Here is a 20,354-nt window from a genome sequence, read left to right on the forward strand (position 1 = left end):
GGTTGCGGAGGCAATGGCCATGGTGCGAGCGCTGAACAAAATGACGAAAGCAGGTATGCCAGAAAGCGTGCGTATTGCCTGAAAACACAACCTGCTTCGGGGAGACTTACCCGAAATCTGATTTATTCAACAAAGCCGAGAAGCCACTGCGACTTGGAACAATCAACATTGTGTTTGATAGCTGTGATGGCTCGCTAAATGATTATCTGCTGGTCGGGCAGGACATTTGTAATAAACCTGATTATCTTGCGGCTATTCAGGCGATGTATTTTGATATGAAAAAAATGGCGGCGTTTCCACACGACCCCGTGACGCATGTCGCCACCGAAAAAGAGATACCAGCTCAAGCGGCGGGTTTTATTCATGTGGAAAGTGACGTTCGCCTTGATGGTCAGCCATGTGTTTATTTGTATGCTGGCGACCAGAAAATCTGGATTGCTGGCGTCGTGGTGGAGGATGAGTAAATGAGTGGATTTCCAACGGTAAGCGCTCCGGCCTCTGGTCTTGCGGATTACAGCGGTTACACGATAGCTAATGAAAGTGTCGAAATTATCCCGGCGGATAAAAACACCCGGCTGGTTACTATTTATAACCTGAGTAACAACGAAACCATCTGGATAAACAAATTCGGCGCGAAAGCTGCTGCCAGTGTGCCAGGTTGTTATCCGCTGGAACCGGGCGACATGTACGAGTTTATTACGCCATTCGGTGTATCGTTGTTTTCAGCCGTTTCTGCCCCGTTTACTGCGGAGCGTTATTAATGCCTTTAATCAGACGTAAAAATCGTGAACGGCAGACCGGCTCTGTTGAAGTGCGTAACCTTCCGTCGTATTTTTCACGCCTCCAGCGCCTGCAACTGGTTCGCACCACCGCCGTTCCTGTAATGGTAAACCCACCCACTCCAACACTGGCACAGGGCCAGGGGTTAGTGAGTGTGACTATCGCCAACTCAGGGGCTGGCTATTCCGTTGGCGATAGCCTGACCCCAACCCGTAGCAGCGCTTTTGCCGGGCGTATCTATGTCACCGCCGTCAATGGTTCTGGCGCTGTCACCACTGCTGCGGTTATGTCTGGTGGCTGCTATTCCGACACCAGCGCGACCCCGATGTCTGTAACAGGCGGCAGCGGCAGTGGCGCACAGTTTGCGGGCGCTTTTAAACCAGTGGCGGCATCATCAATTTACAACCCGAAATTGTACGATCGCACCAACGAAGCTGCATTTCAGTTTACAGGCTATTCACCGCAGGACATCACCAGCGGGTATCGTGGTAACGGCGTGCAGAATGGCACGCAGATGATTATTGAGTTTCAAAGCGATACGCCAGTGCTTTATTTCCGTATGGTCGGTGGCAATTACCAGGGTGATTTATACGTTGATGGTCAGCGTATTTCAGGAACACCGATTAAAACCGACTCATCAGGTGCATCTTATATTTATCATGTCCAGTTTGGTGATGGTTCACAGAATTATGCGGCAGTGCGTCATTACGAGCTCAGGGGAATAAACACAGGGTTTGGTGGCGTGGCTGTGCCTCAGCAATATGGAATCTGGCGTCCTGACATGGTTCAGCCGCCGCTTGCATGGGTGTTAGGTGATTCTTATACCGTTGGCATAGGCGCGGTTCAGGGGTCTTTCAATGATATGCACATCATGGGGCAGTGTCTGGGGCTTCGGCTAATCTGTGATGGCATTAGCGGTGCAGGCTTCACCTCTATTCAGGATGGGCGCGTTCCACAGGATCGCGTGGCGTTAAAACTTGGCAGCATTACGGAAAAGCCGCAGTTTATCTTTTTGAATATGGGGTACAACGATGCTCCGGCAGGCCATATCGAACAATTTCAGACTAACTTCCGCGCAACCGTGGCAAAGTCGCGTGAGCTTTGTCCACTGGCACAAATTATTGTTATCGGGCCAGCAACGCCTTTAGGCCGTGTAAGTAACATCACTGCGATCAGACAAACGCTGATGGATTTGTGTAACGAGCTTGTCCTGCCGTTTGTGGATGTGGACGATCTGGTTAATGCGAGCAACAAATCACTCTACACAGGTGCGGATAACACGCATCCAACGCCAGCAGGACATGTGTTCAGGGGCGTGCGCCTGGCTCAGCTTGTATCGCGGATTATCTGACGAATACCATTGAATGGACGATCGATTTAATGGAATTGATCGTTTGTATCTATTGTAAGAAGCACAATAAACCCGGCGACATGATGAATCGACTATCCTCGGTGCAGGAGGTAGTCATGAATTATCGGTGTAAAAATTGCAATAAACTGTTGTTTAAAGGGGCTTTTGCCTGGGTTCAAATCAAATGCCCACGCTGTAAGCGCCTCATTTCAAATCTGAATGCCGTTGAGCATCCCACGATAAAGGAGAGTTATTGTGGGGAAGCAGAAAAAATCCAGAGTGTTAACGCCTCCCGCACCTGTAACCTATGACGGGAAAGTTGTCGGTTACGGTTCGCGGGAACTGCGGGTTGAAGTCATTTCCTGCTGGCTGGCCCGGTCTATTATTGCGACTAAACACTACTCCAAGCGCTTTGTGAACAACTCCTACCTGCATCTCGGCGTGTTTTCCGACCGTGATTTGGTGGGCGTGCTGCAATGGGGTTACGCGCTAAATCCCAACTCAGGCAGGCGCGTCGTGCTTGATACCGGGAATCGTGAATATATGGAGCTAAACCGGATGTGGCTGCACGATGATATGCCGCGCAACTCCGAATCCAGAGCGATCAGTTATTCCCTCAAAGCTATCAAGCTTCTTTACCCGTCGGTGCAGTGGGTTCAGACGTTCGCCGACTCCCGCTGTGGTCGTGCTGGGGTAGTGTATCAGGCGTCAAACTTTGACTTTATTGGGTCGCATTTCACAACGTTTTACGAGCTCGACGGCGAGTGGTATCACGAAATAGCTATGAATGCGATCAAGAGAGGCGGTAAGCGCGGGCAGCACCTCAGAGAGAACAGAGAACGTGCAGTAACGCACAAATTTGAGCAGTACCGCTATATAAGATTCATCAACAAGAAGGCAAAGAAGCGGCTCAACGCGAAATTTTTTAAAGTGCAGCCGTATCCTAAGATTGAGCACTAACAGCGGTATGATTCATTTAAAACGCGACAATTCATCTTGTCGCATCTTTTGTGAATCACTTTCGCGCTTTGGGTGAACCGCTACACCCGTAATTCCGAAGACTGCGCCACCTGCGCCACATACTGATTGATGTCTTCGTTGAGGATGGCCACCAGCGCTTTGATATGGAACATGTACCAGCTGATCGCCAGGTCGCTTTGTTCGAGCTGAAGCGAAAGCGGGGCGAGTTTTCGTAATTCCGCGCTGAAATCCGGCAAAATGAAGGCGATCAGCGGGTCAGTGCTTTGCATTGGTAAAGCAGGCATGACGTCATCAAGCTGGCGCACCGTGGAGCGTGGCATCGGCGTTTCAATCGAGGCGGTGATCAGCCTGTCCATTTCCAGCAGCAGACGCCCGTCCAGCGAACCTTCACCCTGACGCTGATTGATCTCCTCCAGATGACGCAAATAGCTCTGATTCTGGTAGAGCGAACTCAACAGCGCGTTACGCTCCAGATGGCGCTGTTGCCCACGTTGCAACATGCCCGCCACGCTCTGCTGAAGTTCATTGCTGCGCTGGATAATACGCTGCACCAGCTCACGCTCACGGCTGGCAAGCGGGGCCGTTGCCAGCTTTTCCAGCGAGCGTTTTAGCGACTGCTGCGTCGCCTGTAAACGCTCGGCTTCCCCTTTGTATTCCAGCGCACCGACCACCTGAGAGAGCCGCACCGCCGCCGTCGCCACGTTCGCCGTGTCGCGCGCCAGATTCATGCTGCCAGTCATGTCGTCGAACGTTTGTTGCTGCACCTGCTCCTGGATGCGGCTGGCGTGGCGAAAACCGAGCACGGCTGCGACGCAGACCATCAGCGTAACGGCCACCACCAGCAGATTGAAAAACAGCAGGCGGCCGCGAGCGCTGGCAAAGAACGACGGTCGGCGTAGTGGCATGGTGGCTCCCTTTGTGAATACGGTGATAACCCCTCACCCCTGCCCTCTCCCAAAGGGAGAGGGAGTAAAGAAAGCCCTCCTCCTTTTGGGAGAATGCCGATCGGTTCCCTCTCCCCGCGGGAGAGGGTTAGGGAGAGGGGCGCGCTGTGAGTCACATCAAACTCCCCGCAATATGACAAATATGAACGGCCTCTGACATTTTGCATTTACTTTCCTGTGATGGACTGCTGATATCGCCCCTTCTCTCAGGAGAATCACCATGACTCAGACGCCCGTGCTGGAGATGCGCAACATCGCCAAAGCCTTCGGCAAGTTCTACGCGCTGAAAGGGGTGGACCTGACGGTATATCCCGGCGAAATCCATGCGCTGATGGGGGAAAACGGCGCGGGGAAAAGCACGCTGATGAAGATCCTCGCCGGGGCCTATACCGCCACCAGCGGCGAGATCCTGATTGACGGTCAGCCACACCTCATCAAGGGCCCGAAAGACGCGCTCAGCGCAGGCATTACGCTGATTTATCAGGAGATGCAGCTCGCCCCAAACCTTACCGTAGCGGAAAACATTTTCCTGGGCAGCGAGCTTTCTCGCGGCGGTCTGGTACAGCGCAAAACCATGGTCATGCAGGCGCAGGAAGTGATTAACCGCCTGGGCGCTCAGTTCAAAGCAACCGATCTGGTCATGAAGCTGACCATCGCCGAGCAGCAGCAGGTGGAAATCGCCCGCGCGCTGCACCGCAACAGCCGTATTCTGGTGATGGATGAGCCCACCGCCGCCCTCTCCTCCCGTGAAACACACCGCTTATTTGAGCTCATCATGCGTCTTCGCGACGAAGGCATGGCGATCATCTACATCAGCCATCGCATGGCGGAAGTGTATGAACTCTCTGACCGCGTGAGCGTGCTGCGCGACGGGCAATACGTCGGCAGCCTGACGCGCGACAAACTGAATGCGTCTGAACTGGTGCGGATGATGGTTGGCCGCCCGCTAAGCGATCTGTTCAACAAAGAGCGCGATATCCCGCACGGCCAGCCGCGCCTCAACGTTCATCACCTGACGGACAGCGGCAAAGTGCAGCCGTGCAGCCTGCTGGTGCGCTCGGGTGAAATTGTCGGGCTGGCGGGGTTGGTTGGCGCAGGGCGCTCCGAGCTGGCGCAGCTTATCTTCGGCGTACGCAAGGCGACCGGCGGCGTGATTGAAGTCGATGGCGAACCGGTGCTTATCCACTCCCCGCGCGAAGCGATTGATTTGGGCATTGGTTTCCTGACGGAAAACCGTAAAGAGCAAGGGCTGTTCCTCGAACTGGCAGCGCAGGAAAACATCACCATGGCAACGCTGGAGCGCGATGCGCATTACGGCATGCTCGACCGCAAAAAGGCGCAAAGCATTTCTGACGACGCTATCAAACTGCTGAATATTCGCGTGCCGCACTCGCAGGTCCGGGCGGGCGGATTATCGGGCGGCAATCAGCAAAAGCTCCTCATCTCTCGCTGGGTCGCCATCGGCCCACGCATTTTGATTCTGGATGAACCCACTCGCGGCGTGGACGTGGGCGCGAAGAGCGAAATCTACCGCATCATGAACCAGATGGCGCGCCAGGGCGTGGCGATTTTGATGATCTCCAGCGAGCTGCCGGAAGTGGTCGGCATGAGCGACCGGGTGTACGTGATGCGTGAAGGCAGCATCGCCGGGGAACTGCTCAGCCACGACATCACCCAGGAAAACATTATGACGCTGGCTACCGGCGTGAACGAATCCCATCACCAGGCGGTGTCACCATGAGCAAAGAGAACTCCGTACCCACACCTCAGCAGGTCGCGAAAACCTCAGCCAAAAAAATGCTGATGGGGGATTTGATGCAAACGGTCGGCATCTTGCCGATCCTGATCCTGATTGTGGCGGTGTTTGGCTTTATCACGCCCAACTTCTTCACCGAAAGTAATCTGCTGAACATCACCCGCCAGGCGTCGATCAACATTGTGCTCGCAGCGGGCATGACCTTCATCATTCTGACTGGCGGGATTGATTTGTCAGTCGGCTCAATTCTCGGCACCACTGCGGTTGCCGCAATGGTGGTGTCGCTCATTCCTGAATTTGCCCTGTTATCGATTCCGGCGGCGCTAATGCTCGGGCTGGTGCTGGGCTTATTCAACGGGGCATTGGTGGCGTTTGCCGGGTTGCCGCCCTTTATCGTCACTCTAGGGACGTATACCGCCCTGCGTGGCGCGGCTTATCTGCTGGCAGACGGCACGACGGTTATCAACTCCGACATCAGTTTTGAGTGGATAGGCAATAACTACCTCGGGCCCATTCCGTGGCTGGTAGTGATTGCGCTGGCGGTGATTGCGGTGTGCTGGTTCATTCTGCGCCGCACCACGCTTGGCGTTCATATCTACGCGGTTGGCGGCAACATGCAGGCCGCACGGCTGACGGGCATCAAAGTGTGGCTGGTGTTGCTGTTTGTCTATGGCATGAGCGGCCTGCTTTCCGGGCTTGGCGGCATCATGAGCGCTTCCCGGCTTTACAGCGCCAACGGCAACCTTGGCGTGGGCTATGAGCTGGATGCAATTGCGGCGGTGATCCTCGGCGGCACCAGTTTTGTCGGCGGGATCGGCACGATCACCGGCACGCTGGTCGGCGCGCTGATCATCGCCACCCTCAACAACGGCATGACGCTGATGGGCGTCTCTTACTTCTGGCAACTGGTGATCAAAGGGGCGGTGATCATCATTGCGGTGCTGATCGACAAATACCGTACCCGACACCATCAAAGTGCATAACAACAAAACCCTACGACAGAGGATTACACTATGCGTTTAAAGCCACTCGCCATTGCACTCTGTGCTGGCACCCTGCTCGCCGCCGCGCCGTTTGTGCAGGCCAAAGAGCTGAAATCCATCGGCGTGACGGTGGGCGATCTTGCCAACCCGTTCTTCGTGCAAATCACCAAAGGGGCTGAACTGGAAGCCCGTAAGCTGGCGGGCGATAACGTCAAAGTGACGCTGGTGTCCAGCGGCTATGACCTCGGCCAGCAGGTGGCGCAGATCGACAACTTTATCGCCGCCAAAGTCGACATGATCATTCTTAACGCGGCGGATTCTAAAGGCATCGGCCCCGCCGTGAAGCGCGCGAAAGAAGCAGGCATCGTGGTGGTGGCGGTCGACGTCGCAGCCGAAGGCGCTGATGCGACCATTACCTCCGATAACACCCAGGCGGGCGAAATGGCCTGTAAATACATCACCGACCGTCTGAAAGGCAAAGGCAACGTGGTGATCATCAACGGGCCGCCGGTCTCCGCAGTGCAAAACCGTGTGGAAGGCTGCCAGACCGAATTCAAACGCCACCCGGATATCAAGGTGCTCTCTTATAACCAGAACGCCAAAGGCAGTCGCGAAGGCGGGCTGGAAGTGATGACCTCGCTGCTGGCAGCGAATCCGAAGATCGACGGCGTGTTCGCGATAAACGATCCGACAGCGATCGGGGCCGATCTGGCCGCGAAGCAGGCGCAGCGTAAAGAGTTCTTTATCGTCGGCGTGGATGGCAGCCCGGACGGCGAAGAAGCGCTGAAACGTCAGAACTCGCTGTTCGTGGCGACGCCAGCGCAAGATCCGCAGGTGATGGCGGCAAAAGCGGTGGAAATCGGCTATGACATTCTGCAAGGGAAGCCTGCGCCGAAAGCGCCTGTGCTGATCCCGGTGACGATGATCGATAAGAACAACGTCGGCAGTTATAAGGGGTGGACGGTTAAGTAAGGCTTGTGCGCGCCCCTCTCCCCGGACCGTACACCCAAGGGGAGAGGGAGAAAAGAAAGTTCCCTCTCCCCTTGGGAGAGGGTTAGGGAGAGGGGTCACCTCCGATGCCAAAGGAGAATCGATGAAACGCTCCGAAATTAACAACATTCTCGGCCACACGCGTCAGTTTTTCTCCCAGCACGACGTGCATCTGCCGCCGTTCGCCAGCTTCCCGCCGACGCAATGGCAGAAGCTTGATCCCGATGCCTGGCACGAAGTGTTTGCCCTCAAACTGGGCTGGGATGTCACCGCCTTTGGCGGCACCAATTTTCTCGCTCAGGGGCTAACCTTGTTCACTCTGCGCAACGGCTCGCCCAACGGTATGCCGTACGAAAAAAGCTATGCTGAAAAGATCATGCACGTTCGCGACGGCCAGGTGACGCCGATGCATTTCCACTGGCGCAAGCGGGAAGACATCATCAACCGCGGCGGCGGCAACCTGATTATCGAACTGTGGAACGCCGACGCGCTTGAACAGACGGAAAACACCGACGTCACGGTCACCGTGGACGGATGCAGCCAGACTCATGTCGCAGGCAGCCAGCTGCGTCTCACGCCGGGCGAAAGCATCTGTTTGCCGCCGGGGCTTTATCACAGTTTCTGGGGCGAGCGCGGGTTTGGTGACGTGCTGGTGGGCGAAGTGTCGACCATCAACGATGACGATCACGACAACCATTTCCTGTTCCCGCTCGACCGCTATAACAACGTTGAAGAAGACGAGCCGGCGCATCTGGTGCTGTGCAACGAATACCGCCTGTTCCGCAGCTAAGGAGAATGCTATGCCCATGATTTCTCTCGCCGAAGGATTAGCACACGCCCGCGAGCATGGCTATGCGCTGGGCGCGTTTAATGTGCTCGATTCCCATTTCCTGCGCGCGCTGTTTGCCGCAGCCGAACAGGAGCGCTCGCCGTTTATCATCAATATCGCCGAAGTGCATTTTAAGTATCTGTCGCTGGACTCGCTGGTTGAAGCCGTGCGTTTTGAAGCGGCGAGGCATGATGTTCCGGTGGTGCTCAATCTCGATCACGGCCTGCACTTTGAGGCCGTCGTGCGCGCCCTGCGTTTGGGCTTCAGCTCAGTGATGTTCGACGGCTCCACGCTGAGTTACGACGAAAATATTCGTCAGACCCGTGAAGTGGTGAAGATGTGCCATGCGGTTGGCGTGTCGGTGGAAGCTGAACTTGGCGCCGTGGGCGGCGATGAAGGCGGTGCGCTGTACGGCCATGCCGACGAAGCCTTTTTCACCGACCCGGATTTGGCTCGCGAATTTGTCGACAGAACCGGCATTGACGCGCTTGCCGTCGCCATCGGTAACGCTCACGGCAAGTATAAAGGCGAACCGAAGCTCGATTTCGCCCGCCTCGATGCCATTCGGCAACAAACCGGTTTACCGCTGGTGCTGCACGGTGGCTCGGGGATCAGCGATGCCGATTTCCGCCGGGCGATTGAGCTGGGCATTCACAAAATCAATTTCTACACCGGGATGTCGCAGGCCGCATTGCAGGCCGTTGAACACCGCATGGCGCACCGTCAGCCCATTTACGATGAGTTTGCGGAACTGCTGCTGGGCATCGAAACGGCCATTACCGACACCGTCGCCGAACAGATGCGTATCTTTGGCAGCGCAGGGAGACTCTGATGGAACGCCAGGGGATTATCGCCGCCGGGAATATGCTGGTGGATCACGTGCATAAAATCGTGCAGTGGCCGGAGCGCGGCTGGCTGGCGGAAATCACCCACAGCGAACGCTCCACGGGTGGCGCACCGCTCAATGTGCTGCTGACGCTGGCGAAAATGCGCAGCCATCTGCCATTGCAGGCCGTCGGGCTGGTGGGCGAAGACAGCGACGGCGATTACATTATGGCGATGCTCGACCAGTATCACGTCAATCGTCAGCACGTGCAGCGCACCAGTTTTGCGCCTACGTCGATGTCGCAGGTCATGACCGATCCCAGCGGACAGCGCACCTTTTTCCATTCTCCGGGCGCGAACCGCCTGTTGGATCTTCCTGCTTTTGATCGGCTGGAAGGCTCGATGAAGATCTTCCACCTCGGCTATCTGCTGCTGCTCGACAGCCTCGATCTGGCCGATAAAGAATTTGGCACCCGCGCCGCGCGCCTGCTGGCTCAGATGCGGGAAAAAGGGTACGAAACGTCGCTGGATCTGGTGTCACGTAAGGGCGACCCGCGCTATCAGCCGTTGGTACGTCCGGCACTCAAACACCTCGACTATCTGGTTATCAACGAGCTGGAAGCCGGAGAGTTTAGCGAGCTCGCGATTCGCGCTGATGACGGCGAGCCGATTATCGACAATATCGCCAAAGCTTCAGCGCTGCTGTTAAGAGCAGGCGTGAGGCAGCGGGTGGTTATCCACTGCCCGGAAGGTGCCTGGTGTGAAGCGCCAGACGAAAAGGGTCAGTGGGTGCCGTCGTGGCGGCTGGCACAGAATGAGATTGTCGGCAGCGTCGGGGCGGGTGATGCCTTTTGCGCCGGGTTCCTTTATGGCTGCCATGAAAAGTGGGGATTGCGTGAAAGCGTCCTTTTGGCGCATGCCTGTGCCAGAGCCAGCCTGCTGTGCGCCAACGCGATTGATGGCGCGAAAACGCTGGAGGAGTTGCAGATGTTTATCAGTGAAAATCAGGCAGCTTTATCACCGTGAACCACATCCGCGGCAAACACATAGCCAAGCCCGCGCAGGGTTTTGATCAGCGTCGGCTGATGAGGATTCAGCTCGATCTTGCGTCTCAGGCGCATGATCAACACATCGATGGTGCGATCAAACACTTCCATGCTTTCACTGTGAGTGAGCTCCAGCAGCTGTTCACGGCTCAGCACTCGGCGCGCGTTTTGCGCCAGCGCCTGCAATAAACCGTATTCGCCTTGAGTCAGTGGGATCACCTGCTGTTGCGGATTGATGAGCTCACAGCGCTGCGTGTCCAGCCGCCAGCCGTTGAACGTCATGCCATTCCCCTGCCCGCTGCTTTCCACGGCCAGCGCTCCGCTGCGCCGCAGCACCGCTTTCAGGCGTGCCACCACAATTCGTGGGTTGAACGGCTTACCGATGTAGTCATCCGCGCCCATTTCGAGCCCGACCACCACGTCAGCTTCGCTGCCCATCCCGGTGAGCATCACCACCGGCAGCTCGGGGCGTAATCGCTGTATCTGGGTGAGCACCTGCAACCCGTTGATATCCGGCAGCATCATATCCAGCAGCACCAGCGCGATATCTGGCCGCTCTGCTGCCATCGCCACGCCTTGTTGCCCAAGGTGGCAAACCTCGACGTCGAAAACATGCTCAACAAGCACATCCCGCAGCAGCTCGCAGAGGGCGGTATCGTCATCAATCACCAGTATGAGCGGTTTCATCCTCTGCCCCCTGCACAAGTGTCATAGCGTAAGTCTGGATGATTCTGCACCGGGCTCAAGCCTTTGCCACTTCGGGGTGATGAATCTTTAACCGCCGTCACATCCCGGCGACGTTCGACACGTCAAAACTGACGAGCCGTCTGATTTCGTCAGCCTGAAGGCCCTGCGGCCCGGCAAATACCCACACATTAAGGAGTGGCATAAAACCTGCATTGACGAGTGTTGAATGCATTTATGCGACTGTTTAAGTGGAGCGAAACCGATGAAAAAAGTCGTCACGGTTTGCCCTTATTGCGCATCGGGCTGCAAGATAAACCTGGTGGTGGATAACGGCAAAATAGTCCGGGCGGAAGCGGCGCAGGGGAAAACCAATAAGGGCACGCTGTGCCTGAAAGGGTACTACGGCTGGGATTTTATTAACGATACCCAGATCCTGACGCCTCGTCTGAAAACCCCGATGATCCGTCGTGAGCGCGGCGGCAAGCTGGAAGCTGTCTCCTGGGACGAAGCCCTGAATTATGTGGCAGAACGCCTGAGCGCCATTAAAGAAAAATATGGCCCGGACGCTATCCAGACCACCGGTTCCTCTCGCGGAACAGGCAACGAAACCAACTACATCATGCAAAAATTTGCGCGCGCCGTTATTGGTACCAATAACGTGGACTGCTGCGCACGCGTCTGACACGGCCCTTCGGTTGCAGGTCTGCACCAGTCGGTCGGTAATGGCGCCATGAGTAATGCCATCAACGAGATTGATAACACCGATCTCGTGTTTATCTTCGGGTACAACCCGGCAGATTCACACCCAATCGTTGCGAATCACGTGATTAACGCCAAACGCAATGGGGCGAAAATCATCGTCTGCGATCCGCGTAAGATTGAAACCGCGCGCATTGCTGACATGCATATTGCGCTGAAAAACGGCTCGAACATTGCGCTGCTCAATGCGCTTGGGCATGTGATCATCGAAGAAAATCTGTACGACACGGCGTTTGTCGCCAGCCGTACCGAAGGCTTCGAGGAGTACCGCAAAATTGTCGAAGGCTATACGCCGGAGTCAGTGGAAGCGATAACCGGCGTGAGCGCTCAGGAAATCCGCCAGTGCGCCAGACTGTACGCCAACGCAAAAACGGCGGCGATCCTGTGGGGTATGGGCGTCACCCAGTTCTATCAGGGCGTTGAAACCGTTCGCTCGCTGACAAGCCTCGCCATGCTGACGGGCAACCTCGGTAAGCCGAGCGTTGGGGTGAACCCGGTGCGCGGGCAAAATAACGTTCAGGGTGCCTGTGATATGGGCGCGCTGCCGGATACCTATCCGGGCTATCAGTACGTCAACAATCCGGCTAACCGTGAGAAATTCGCCAAAGCCTGGGGCGTGGAAAGCCTGCCTGCGCACACCGGCTATCGCATCAGCGAGCTGCCGCACCGCGCGGCGCATGGTGAAGTTTGTGCGGCTTATATCATGGGCGAAGATCCGCTCCAGACGGATGCGGAACTCTCTGCGGTGCGCAAAGGGTTTGAAGATCTCGAACTGGTTATCGTGCAGGACATCTTTATGACCAAAACGGCTTCGGCTGCGGATGTCATTCTGCCGTCCACCTCCTGGGGCGAGCACGAAGGCGTGTACACCGCCGCAGACCGTGGCTTCCAGCGCTTCTTTAAAGCGGTAGAGCCGAAGTGGGATCTGAAAACCGACTGGCAAATCATCAGCGAAATTGCCACCCGCATGGGTTATGCGATGCACTACAACAACACTCAGGAAATCTGGGATGAGTTGCGTCATCTCTGCCCGAGCTTTAAGGGTGCCACCTACGAAAAAATGGGTGAACTGGGCTATGTGATGTGGCCTTGTCGCGATGAGTCTGACGACGATCAGGGCACCTCGTATCTGTTCAAAGAGAAGTTCGACACCCCGAACGGCATGGCGCAGTTCTTTACCTGCGACTGGGTCGCGCCAATCGATAAGCTCACCGAAGAGTACCCGATGGTGCTTTCCACCGTGCGCGAAGTGGGTCACTACTCCTGCCGTTCGATGACCGGGAACTGTGCAGCCCTGGCGGCGCTTGCGGATGAACCAGGCTATGCGCAGATCAACACGGCGGATGCCGCAGAGCTGGGCATTGAGAACGAAGCCCTGGTGTGGGTCAATTCCCGCAAAGGCCGGGTGATCACTCGCGCTCAGGTCAGCGACCGCCCAAATAAAGGCGCCGTGTACATGACCTATCAGTGGTGGATTGGTGCCTGTAACGAGCTGGTGACCGAGAACCTGAGCCCGATAACGAAAACGCCGGAGTACAAATACTGCGCCGTTCGGGTGGAGCGTATCGCCGACCAGCATGCCGCCGAGCAGTACGTTATTGACGAATATAACAAGCTGAAATCCCGTTTACGTGAGAGTGCACTGGGTTAAGGCTGTTTCGTTAATGGCTATTTTGGGGTGAGCTTGCTCACCCCTTTTTTCTGTTCCGCTGCCGGGCGCTACGTACGAAATCATCATGTTTTTCTTTCTCCGCGCCCCTTATACTGCAACCCCTTACTGATGCGGGTATAAACGGATGATCAAACGCTGCGGTTTATTGTTGTTACTCCCTCTGCTGGCCCACGCCGATGAGATTGGCAGCCAGTATAAGGCGCAGGCCGAAGCGGGTGACAAACGCGCGCAATACTATCTGGCGGATACCTACTTCAGCTCCGGGGATGAGGCACATGCGCTCTACTGGGCGGATAAAGCCGCGCAAAGCGGCGATCCCGATGCAGTCGCGCTGTTGGCGCAGATGATGATGAAAACGGACCTGCCCAATGCCCGCAAACTTGCCGAACAGGCCACGCTGGCTGGCAGCACGCGCGGTGTAATTACCCTGGCGCACACCTTGCTGAATACTCAGGCTGGCAAAACGGATTATCCGCGTGCCCTTGAGCTGTTGAAGAAAGCGTCCGAAAACAGCGACAGCGATACCGCCGTTGACGCGCAGATGCTGCTCGGGCTGGTTTATGCCAACGGTGGCGAGATGAAAGAAGATGATACGCAGGCGACGTTCTGGTTTAAGCGCAGCTCTGCGCTGTCGCGCTCCGGCTATGCCGAATACTGGGCGGCAAAAATCTTCGAGCTGGGTGAGCCGGGCTTTATTCTGCCGAATAAACAGAAAGCGTTGAACTGGTATAACGTCAGCTGTCTGGAAGGGAATGATGAAGGCTGCGAGGATTTTGATCGGTTGAGCGGCGAGTAACAAGCCGGGCGGCACTGCGTTTGCCCGGCCTGCAAAATATTCGCAATTCGTGCAATGAGCAGGCCGGGTTAGCGTTAGCGCCACCCGGCTTTTTCTTTTACCGATCGGCGGTCTTATCAAATTTCCCCAGCATTTCACGCTCATAGGCCAGCGCTTTTTTGCGGTCGAATTTGTGTTCCCACTTGGCAATCACCAGCACTGCCAGCGCATTCCCTACCACGTTCAGCGCCGTACGCGCCATGTCGAGAATACGGTCCACACCGGCGATAAACGCCAGTCCTTCCAGCGGAATGCCGACACTTCCAAGCGTTGCCAGCAGCACCACGAACGAAACGCCCGGCACGCCCGCGATGCCTTTCGAGGTCACCATCAGCGTCAGAACCAGGATGATTTCCTGGCCGAGAGAGAGATCGATACCGTAGAGCTGGGCGATGAAAATCGCGGCGATACTTTGGTACAGCGTGGAGCCATCGAGGTTAAAGGAGTAGCCGGTCGGCACCACGAAACTGGTGATTGCAGGTGGCGCACCGTAGGCTTCCATCTTCTCAATGATACGCGGCAGCACGCTCTCTGAACTCGCGGTGGAGTACGCCAGAATCAGTTCGTCTTTGAGGATACGGATTAAAATCCAGATGCTCAGTCCGCACATTTTTGCCACGGCACCCAGCACCACCAGCGCAAAGAAGACGATCGCGGCGTACACCAGAATCACCAGCTTGGCGAGCGGCAGCAGCGAGGCGAAACCGAAGTTTGCGACGGTGACAGAAATCAGCGCGAACACCCCAACCGGCGCATAACGCATCACCATGTGAGTGACTTTAAACATCGTTTCCGATACGGAACGGAATACGGTGACCAACGGCTCACGATGCGTAGCAGGCAGTGAAGAGAGTCCCAGGCCAAACAGCACCGAGAAGAAGATGATCGGCAGCATTTCACCTTTCGCCATGGAGGCGAAGATATTGGTCGGCACCAGCGACAGGATAGTGCCCATCAGGCCATGCGCGTGGCTTGCCACTTCTGCGGTTGTGCTCTGATACTTTGAGATATCAGCGGTCGCCAGATGCGACATGTCAATGCCAGCGCCTGGCTGGAAGACGTTCGCCAGCGTAATGCCCAGCACGATGGCAACAGTGGTAATCACTTCAAAATAGATAATGGTTTTCGCGCCAATACGGCCCAGGGACTTCGCATCCCCCACGCCTGCAATACCAACCACCAGCGTCGAAATAACAATGGGCACCACAATCATTTTGATCAGGTGAATAAAGATATCACCCGCCGGTGACAGCAAATTGGCAATCAGCCATTCACGGCTGTCACTCTGATAATGCAGATAGCTACCCAGAAGAATACCCAGCACCAGCGCGAGCAGAATTTGCCAGGCCAGGCTGACTTTTGCTTTTTTCATCACTACAAACTTCCTCGATACACCACTAAAAGGGGGGATGATTTGTGTTGCGTTTGTAAGGGGAGTTTTTTAACGCGCCGTATCAGTACCACCTGTACGGCCTGCTGCGCAACCCTTTCAGAACAGGGCTTTGGGCTGCCAAAAGCGGGATGAGCGCGAATTAAGTCTGATTAGCAAAAATAACCTTTTGTTATGCAAAACTTTTTTAAAGGTGAAAAACGATAAATTCATTACCGTTATTATTCGCGTTAAAAGATTCATTTGATGGATTTTCATCCATGGCGATGAATGCGTGATCTGTCGCCCAAATAATAAACAAAGCCGCTAAAAGCCCTATTATTAACTTTTGTTTGACATATATTTAACATTCTAATAAGGAGAGCAAAAGCCATGAGCCAGGTCCATAAACACTCTATTCCCGCAAACATTGCGGAAAACTGCCTGATTAACCCGGAACAGTACCAGGCAAAGTATCAACAGTCCGTCAGCGACCCGGAGACCTTCTGGGGCGAGCAGGGCAAAATCCTCGACTGGATCAAGCCTTACAGTAAGGTCAAAAACACCTCTTTCGCACCGGGCAACGTCTCCATTAAATGGTATGAAGACGGCACCCTCAACCTGGCGGCCAACTGCCTCGACAGGCATCTGGCCGAGCGCGGCGACCAGACGGCGATCATCTGGGAAGGCGACGACGCCAGTCAGAGCAAACACATCACTTACAAAGAACTGCACCGCGACGTTTGCCGCTTCGCCAATGTCCTGACCGATTTGGGCATTAAGAAAGGTGACGTGGTGGCTATCTATATGCCGATGGTGCCGGAAGCCGCTGTCGCGATGCTCGCCTGCGCGCGCATTGGTGCCGTGCACTCGGTTATCTTCGGCGGGTTCTCCCCGGAAGCCGTGGCGGGTCGTATCATCGATTCCAGCTCACGTCTGGTGATCACTGCCGATGAAGGCGTGCGCGCTGGCCGCTCCATTCCGCTGAAGAAAAACGTCGATGACGCCCTGAAAAACCCGAACGTCAAAAGCGTTGAGCACGTTGTGGTGCTCAAGCGTACTGGCGGGAAAACGGAATGGCACGAAGGTCGTGACCTGTGGTGGAGCGACCTTATCGACAAAGCAAGCGATCGCCATCAGCCAGTAGAAATGGGCGCTGAAGATCCGCTGTTTATCCTTTACACCTCCGGTTCAACCGGCAAACCGAAAGGCGTGCTGCACACCACCGGTGGCTATCTGGTGTATGCCGCGACCACCTTTAAATATGTCTTTGACTACCATCAGGGCGATATCTACTGGTGTACGGCAGATGTGGGCTGGGTCACCGGTCACAGCTATCTGTTGTACGGGCCGCTGGCCTGTGGCGCGACCACGCTGATGTTCGAAGGCGTGCCGAACTGGCCGACGCCAGCGCGTATGAGCCAGGTCGTGGATAAGCACCAGGTCAATATTCTCTACACCGCCCCTACGGCCATTCGAGCCCTGATGGCGGAAGGCGACAAAGCCGTCCAAGGCACTGACCGCTCTTCCCTGCGTATCCTCGGTTCTGTAGGCGAGCCTATCAACCCGGAAGCCTGGGAGTGGTACTGGAAGAAAATCGGCAATGAAAAATGCCCGGTGATGGACACCTGGTGGCAGACCGAAACAGGTGGTTTCATGATTACCCCGCTGCCTGGCGCGATTGAGCTGAAAGCCGGTTCTGCAACGCGTCCTTTCTTCGGCGTACAACCTGCTCTGGTCGATAACGAAGGTAAACCGCAGGAAGGCGCGACCGAAGGCAACCTGGTGATTGTCGACTCCTGGCCAGGCCAGGCGCGTACGCTGTTTGGCGATCACGAACGCTTCGAGCAAACCTACTTCTCCACCTTCAAAAACATGTATTTCAGCGGTGACGGCGCTCGTCGTGATGAAGACGGTTATTACTGGATCACCGGACGCGTGGATGACGTGCTGAACGTCTCCGGCCACCGTCTGGGCACCGCCGAAATTGAGTCAGCGCTGGTGTCACACCCGAAAGTCGCGGAAGCGGCAGTGGTGGGTATTCCGCATAACATTAAGGGTCAGGCGATTTACGCCTATGTGACCCTGAACCATGGTGAAGAACCCACGCCGGAGCTGTATACGGAAGTACGCAACTGGGTGCGCAAAGAGATTGGTCCGCTGGCCACGCCAGACGTGCTGCACTGGACTGACTCGCTGCCGAAAACCCGCTCCGGCAAGATCATGCGCCGCATTCTGCGCAAAATCGCCGCCGGGGATACCAGCAACTTTGGCGATACCTCGACGCTGGCCGATCCGGGCGTGGTGGAAAAACTGCTCGAAGAGAAGCAGTCCATTACGATGCCTTCTTAATTCAGTTCTGTACGCAGGTAGGCCGGGCAAACGCAGTGCCACCCGGCAATACTATCCGATCCCCTCTCCCTTTGGGAGAGGGTCAGGGAGAGGGGAATACGCTACGGTGCCAGCCCCTCTCCCCGTCCCTCTCCCGCAGGGAGAGGGTGAACGACCCTGGCCCGCTATTAAAATAAGTCCCCACAATACCTCTGGAGAAACTCTGTGATGAATAACGATATTTGTCAGCAGATAGAAGACAGTGCGCATTTCAGGGAGTTAGTCGAAAAACGGCAACGGTTTGCCACGCTTCTGTCCATTATCATGCTGGTCGTCTACGTCGGTTTTATTTTGCTGATTGCTTTCGCCCCAGGCTGGCTCGGTACGCCGCTGCACGCCGGAACCAGTGTCACACGCGGCATTCCTATCGGGATTGGTGTGATTGTGATTTCTTTTGTGCTCACGGGCGTTTACGTCTGGCGGGCAAATGGCGAATTCGACAGGCTGACGAAGTCGGTTATGCGTGAGGTGAAAGCATCATGAAAAAGCTAATGACGGCACTCGCCGCCACGCAGCCCCTGGCGGCTAACGCCGCTGATGCAATTACCGGCGCAGTCGAGCGTCAGCCGACAAACTGGGAAGCCATCATCATGTTCCTGGTCTTTGTGCTGCTGACGCTGTACATCACTTACTGGGCCTCAAAACGCGTGAAATCGCGTAGCGATTACTACACCGCGGGCGGCAATATCACCGGTTTCCAGAACGGGCTGGCGATTGCCGGTGACTTTATGTCTGCGGCATCGTTCCTCGGCATTTCCGCACTGGTCTACACCTCTGGCTACGACGGCCTGATTTACTCGCTCGGGTTCCTCGTCGGCTGGCCGATTATTCTGTTCCTGATAGCCGAACGCCTGCGCAACCTTGGGCGCTATACCTTCGCCGATGTCGCCTCCTATCGCCTGAAACAGGGGCCGATTCGTATTCTCTCCGCCTGCGGTTCACTGGTTGTCGTTGCGCTGTATCTGATTGCGCAGATGGTCGGTGCGGGCAAGTTGATTGAGCTGCTGTTTGGCCTGAACTACCACGTTGCGGTGGTGCTGGTTGGCGTGCTGATGGTGATGTACGTGCTGTTTGGCGGCATGCTCGCCACCACATGGGTACAAATCATCAAAGCCGTGCTGCTGCTGTTCGGTGCAAGCTTTATGGCCTTTATGGTGATGAAACACGTCGGCTTCAGCTTCAACAATCTGTTCACTGAAGCGATGGCCGTCCATCCGAAGGGCGCGGCGATCATGAGCCCCGGTGGCCTGGTGAAAGACCCGATATCCGCGCTCTCGCTCGGTCTTGGCCTGATGTTTGGTACCGCCGGATTGCCACACATCCTGATGCGTTTCTTCACCGTGAGCGATGCACGTGAAGCACGTAAGAGCGTGTTCTACGCCACCGGTTTTATGGGTTATTTCTACATCCTGACCTTTATCATCGGCTTTGGCGCGATCATGCTGGTGGGCGCTAACCCGGCGTTTAAAGATGCCGCAGGCCAGCTGATTGGCGGCAACAACATGGCGGCAGTGCACCTGGCAGATGCTGTCGGCGGTAACTTGTTCCTTGGCTTCATTTCCGCAGTGGCATTCGCCACCATCCTCGCGGTCGTGGCCGGGTTGACGCTGGCGGGCGCATCGGCGGTTTCGCACGATCTCTATGCCAACGTGTTCCGCAAAGGCGCGTCTGAGCGTGATGAGCTGAAAGTGTCGAAAATCACCGTGCTGGTGCTGGGCGTGGTGGCGATATTGCTGGGCATTCTGTTCGAGAAACAGAACATCGCCTTTATGGTGGGTCTGGCGTTCTCGATTGCCGCGAGCTGTAACTTCCCGATCATCCTGCTTTCCATGTACTGGTCGAAGCTGACCACGCGCGGGGCGATGATTGGCGGGTGGCTCGGCCTGCTGACAGCGATCATTCTGATGGTCCTCGGCCCAACCATTTGGGTGCAGATCCTCGGTCACGAGAAAGCGATTTTCCCGTATGAGTACCCGGCGCTGTTCTCCATTGCCGTGGCCTTCATCGGTATCTGGTTCTTCTCAGCCACCGACAACTCTGCGGAAGGTCTGCGCGAACGCGAGCAGTTCCGTGCGCAGTTTATCCGTTCACAAACCGGCCTCGGGATCGAACAGGGCCGCGCACACTAAAGAGCTGCCCGGTGGCGCTGATTGCCA

Annotated in this window: 19 protein-coding genes and 1 pseudogene; 17 read left to right on the forward strand and 3 right to left on the reverse strand. The window is 55.8% G+C overall.

Going from position 1 to position 20,354, the window contains the following annotated elements; genetic code table 11:
- The 6 genes from ACRCWW_RS00005 to ACRCWW_RS00030 all read left to right on the forward strand — a co-directional run.
- The coding region (locus ACRCWW_RS00005) for a hypothetical protein (RefSeq protein WP_259293634.1) at positions 1-82 on the forward strand (82 nt) is incomplete at its 5' end.
- A complete protein-coding gene (locus tag ACRCWW_RS00010; RefSeq protein ID WP_438680569.1) occupies positions 75-464 on the forward strand; it encodes a hypothetical protein in 390 nt (129 codons plus the stop codon). The genes ACRCWW_RS00005 and ACRCWW_RS00010, both read left to right, overlap by 8 nt.
- Complete coding sequence (locus ACRCWW_RS00015; RefSeq protein WP_438680570.1) at positions 465-761, forward strand: hypothetical protein; 297 nt, start codon at positions 465-467, stop codon at positions 759-761.
- Positions 761-2,131, forward strand: a complete 1,371-nt coding sequence (locus tag ACRCWW_RS00020; RefSeq protein WP_438680571.1) for an SGNH/GDSL hydrolase family protein — start codon at positions 761-763, stop codon at positions 2,129-2,131. Before ACRCWW_RS00015 ends, ACRCWW_RS00020 begins: the two co-directional genes overlap by 1 nt.
- A gap of 116 nt (positions 2,132-2,247) precedes the next feature.
- Positions 2,248-2,442, forward strand: coding sequence for a Com family DNA-binding transcriptional regulator (locus ACRCWW_RS00025; RefSeq protein WP_438680572.1), 195 nt, complete (start codon positions 2,248-2,250; stop codon positions 2,440-2,442).
- Entirely contained in the window at positions 2,387-3,091 is a 705-nt protein-coding gene (locus ACRCWW_RS00030; RefSeq protein ID WP_438680573.1) for a protein mom, read from the forward strand. Before ACRCWW_RS00025 ends, ACRCWW_RS00030 begins: the two co-directional genes overlap by 56 nt.
- Positions 3,092-3,177: 86 nt before the next feature.
- Here the strand turns inward: ACRCWW_RS00030 and ACRCWW_RS00035 are convergent.
- Positions 3,178-4,017, reverse strand: a pseudogene (locus ACRCWW_RS00035) (hybrid sensor histidine kinase/response regulator); the annotation flags it as partial.
- Between the two features lie 259 nt (positions 4,018-4,276).
- Here ACRCWW_RS00035 and ACRCWW_RS00040 point away from each other — a divergent pair.
- From ACRCWW_RS00040 to ACRCWW_RS00065, 6 genes are all read left to right on the forward strand, one after another.
- Positions 4,277-5,797: a sugar ABC transporter ATP-binding protein gene (locus tag ACRCWW_RS00040; protein WP_438680574.1), complete on the forward strand. Its 1,521-nt coding sequence runs from the start codon at positions 4,277-4,279 to the stop codon at positions 5,795-5,797.
- Entirely contained in the window at positions 5,794-6,795 is a 1,002-nt protein-coding gene (locus tag ACRCWW_RS00045; RefSeq protein ID WP_330983722.1) for an ABC transporter permease subunit, read from the forward strand. Before ACRCWW_RS00040 ends, ACRCWW_RS00045 begins: the two co-directional genes overlap by 4 nt.
- A 30-nt stretch (positions 6,796-6,825) precedes the next feature.
- Entirely contained in the window at positions 6,826-7,767 is a 942-nt protein-coding gene (locus ACRCWW_RS00050; protein WP_438680575.1) for an ABC transporter substrate-binding protein, read from the forward strand.
- 121 nt (positions 7,768-7,888) lie between these two features.
- A complete protein-coding gene (locus tag ACRCWW_RS00055) occupies positions 7,889-8,575 on the forward strand; it encodes a D-lyxose/D-mannose isomerase (RefSeq protein WP_438680576.1) in 687 nt (228 codons plus the stop codon).
- A gap of 10 nt (positions 8,576-8,585) precedes the next feature.
- Positions 8,586-9,446 (forward strand): ketose 1,6-bisphosphate aldolase, encoded by an 861-nt coding sequence (locus ACRCWW_RS00060; protein ID WP_438680577.1) that lies wholly within the window; start codon positions 8,586-8,588, stop codon positions 9,444-9,446.
- Positions 9,443-10,465: a carbohydrate kinase family protein gene (locus ACRCWW_RS00065; RefSeq protein ID WP_438680617.1), complete on the forward strand. Its 1,023-nt coding sequence runs from the start codon at positions 9,443-9,445 to the stop codon at positions 10,463-10,465. Before ACRCWW_RS00060 ends, ACRCWW_RS00065 begins: the two co-directional genes overlap by 4 nt.
- On the opposite strand, the gene ACRCWW_RS00070 is transcribed toward ACRCWW_RS00065, so the two are convergent.
- The gene (locus tag ACRCWW_RS00070) at positions 10,444-11,172 is read right to left on the reverse strand and encodes a response regulator (RefSeq protein ID WP_438680578.1); all 729 of its coding nucleotides are present in this window, start codon (positions 11,170-11,172) and stop codon (positions 10,444-10,446) included. The two genes, ACRCWW_RS00065 and ACRCWW_RS00070, sit on opposite strands and share 22 nt — an antisense overlap.
- Positions 11,173-11,434: 262 nt before the next feature.
- Between ACRCWW_RS00070 and fdhF the strand changes: the two genes are divergently transcribed.
- Positions 11,435-13,582, forward strand: a complete 2,148-nt coding sequence (fdhF, locus tag ACRCWW_RS00075) for a formate dehydrogenase subunit alpha (protein WP_438680579.1) — start codon at positions 11,435-11,437, stop codon at positions 13,580-13,582.
- Positions 13,583-13,727: 145 nt separating this feature from the next.
- On the forward strand, positions 13,728-14,399 hold the full coding sequence (locus ACRCWW_RS00080; RefSeq protein ID WP_438680580.1) for a tetratricopeptide repeat protein: 672 nt from the start codon (positions 13,728-13,730) through the stop codon (positions 14,397-14,399).
- 97 nt (positions 14,400-14,496) lie between these two features.
- Here ACRCWW_RS00080 and gltP read toward each other — a convergent pair whose 3' ends face one another.
- The gene (gene gltP / locus ACRCWW_RS00085) at positions 14,497-15,810 is read right to left on the reverse strand and encodes a glutamate/aspartate:proton symporter GltP (protein WP_438680581.1); all 1,314 of its coding nucleotides are present in this window, start codon (positions 15,808-15,810) and stop codon (positions 14,497-14,499) included.
- Between the two features lie 390 nt (positions 15,811-16,200).
- On the opposite strand from gltP, the gene acs reads away from it, so the two are divergent.
- The 3 genes from acs to actP all read left to right on the forward strand — a co-directional run bounded on the left by acs (position 16,201) and on the right by actP (position 20,327).
- Positions 16,201-18,159 (forward strand): acetate--CoA ligase, encoded by a 1,959-nt coding sequence (gene acs / locus ACRCWW_RS00090; protein WP_438680582.1) that lies wholly within the window; start codon positions 16,201-16,203, stop codon positions 18,157-18,159.
- A gap of 207 nt (positions 18,160-18,366) precedes the next feature.
- Positions 18,367-18,681, forward strand: a complete 315-nt coding sequence (locus tag ACRCWW_RS00095; RefSeq protein WP_438680583.1) for a DUF485 domain-containing protein — start codon at positions 18,367-18,369, stop codon at positions 18,679-18,681.
- Entirely contained in the window at positions 18,678-20,327 is a 1,650-nt protein-coding gene (actP, locus tag ACRCWW_RS00100) for a cation/acetate symporter ActP (RefSeq protein ID WP_438680584.1), read from the forward strand. The genes ACRCWW_RS00095 and actP overlap by 4 nt, the downstream gene beginning before the upstream one ends.
- The last annotated feature ends 27 nt before the right edge of the window (positions 20,328-20,354 follow it).

Source organism: Scandinavium sp., assembly GCF_051650185.1.
Classification (GTDB): Bacteria; Pseudomonadota; Gammaproteobacteria; order Enterobacterales; family Enterobacteriaceae; genus Scandinavium.

Bases quoted from the DNA above. Each gene is read 5' to 3' on its own strand.
- ACRCWW_RS00015 (WP_438680570.1), top strand. From the start codon at position 465: ATGAGTGGATTTCCAACGGTAAGCGCTCCGGCCTCTGGTCTTGCGGAT.
- ACRCWW_RS00020 (WP_438680571.1), top strand. From the start codon at position 761: ATGCCTTTAATCAGACGTAAAAATCGTGAACGGCAGACCGGCTCTGTT.
- ACRCWW_RS00025 (WP_438680572.1), top strand. From the start codon at position 2,248: ATGAATTATCGGTGTAAAAATTGCAATAAACTGTTGTTTAAAGGGGCT.
- ACRCWW_RS00040 (WP_438680574.1), top strand. From the start codon at position 4,277: ATGACTCAGACGCCCGTGCTGGAGATGCGCAACATCGCCAAAGCCTTC.
- ACRCWW_RS00045 (WP_330983722.1), top strand. From the start codon at position 5,794: ATGAGCAAAGAGAACTCCGTACCCACACCTCAGCAGGTCGCGAAAACC.
- ACRCWW_RS00050 (WP_438680575.1), top strand. From the start codon at position 6,826: ATGCGTTTAAAGCCACTCGCCATTGCACTCTGTGCTGGCACCCTGCTC.
- ACRCWW_RS00055 (WP_438680576.1), top strand. From the start codon at position 7,889: ATGAAACGCTCCGAAATTAACAACATTCTCGGCCACACGCGTCAGTTT.
- ACRCWW_RS00060 (WP_438680577.1), top strand. From the start codon at position 8,586: ATGCCCATGATTTCTCTCGCCGAAGGATTAGCACACGCCCGCGAGCAT.
- ACRCWW_RS00070 (WP_438680578.1), bottom strand. From the start codon at position 11,172: ATGAAACCGCTCATACTGGTGATTGATGACGATACCGCCCTCTGCGAG.
- ACRCWW_RS00080 (WP_438680580.1), top strand. From the start codon at position 13,728: ATGATCAAACGCTGCGGTTTATTGTTGTTACTCCCTCTGCTGGCCCAC.
- gltP (WP_438680581.1), bottom strand. From the start codon at position 15,810: ATGAAAAAAGCAAAAGTCAGCCTGGCCTGGCAAATTCTGCTCGCGCTG.
- acs (WP_438680582.1), top strand. From the start codon at position 16,201: ATGAGCCAGGTCCATAAACACTCTATTCCCGCAAACATTGCGGAAAAC.
- ACRCWW_RS00095 (WP_438680583.1), top strand. From the start codon at position 18,367: ATGAATAACGATATTTGTCAGCAGATAGAAGACAGTGCGCATTTCAGG.
- actP (WP_438680584.1), top strand. From the start codon at position 18,678: ATGAAAAAGCTAATGACGGCACTCGCCGCCACGCAGCCCCTGGCGGCT.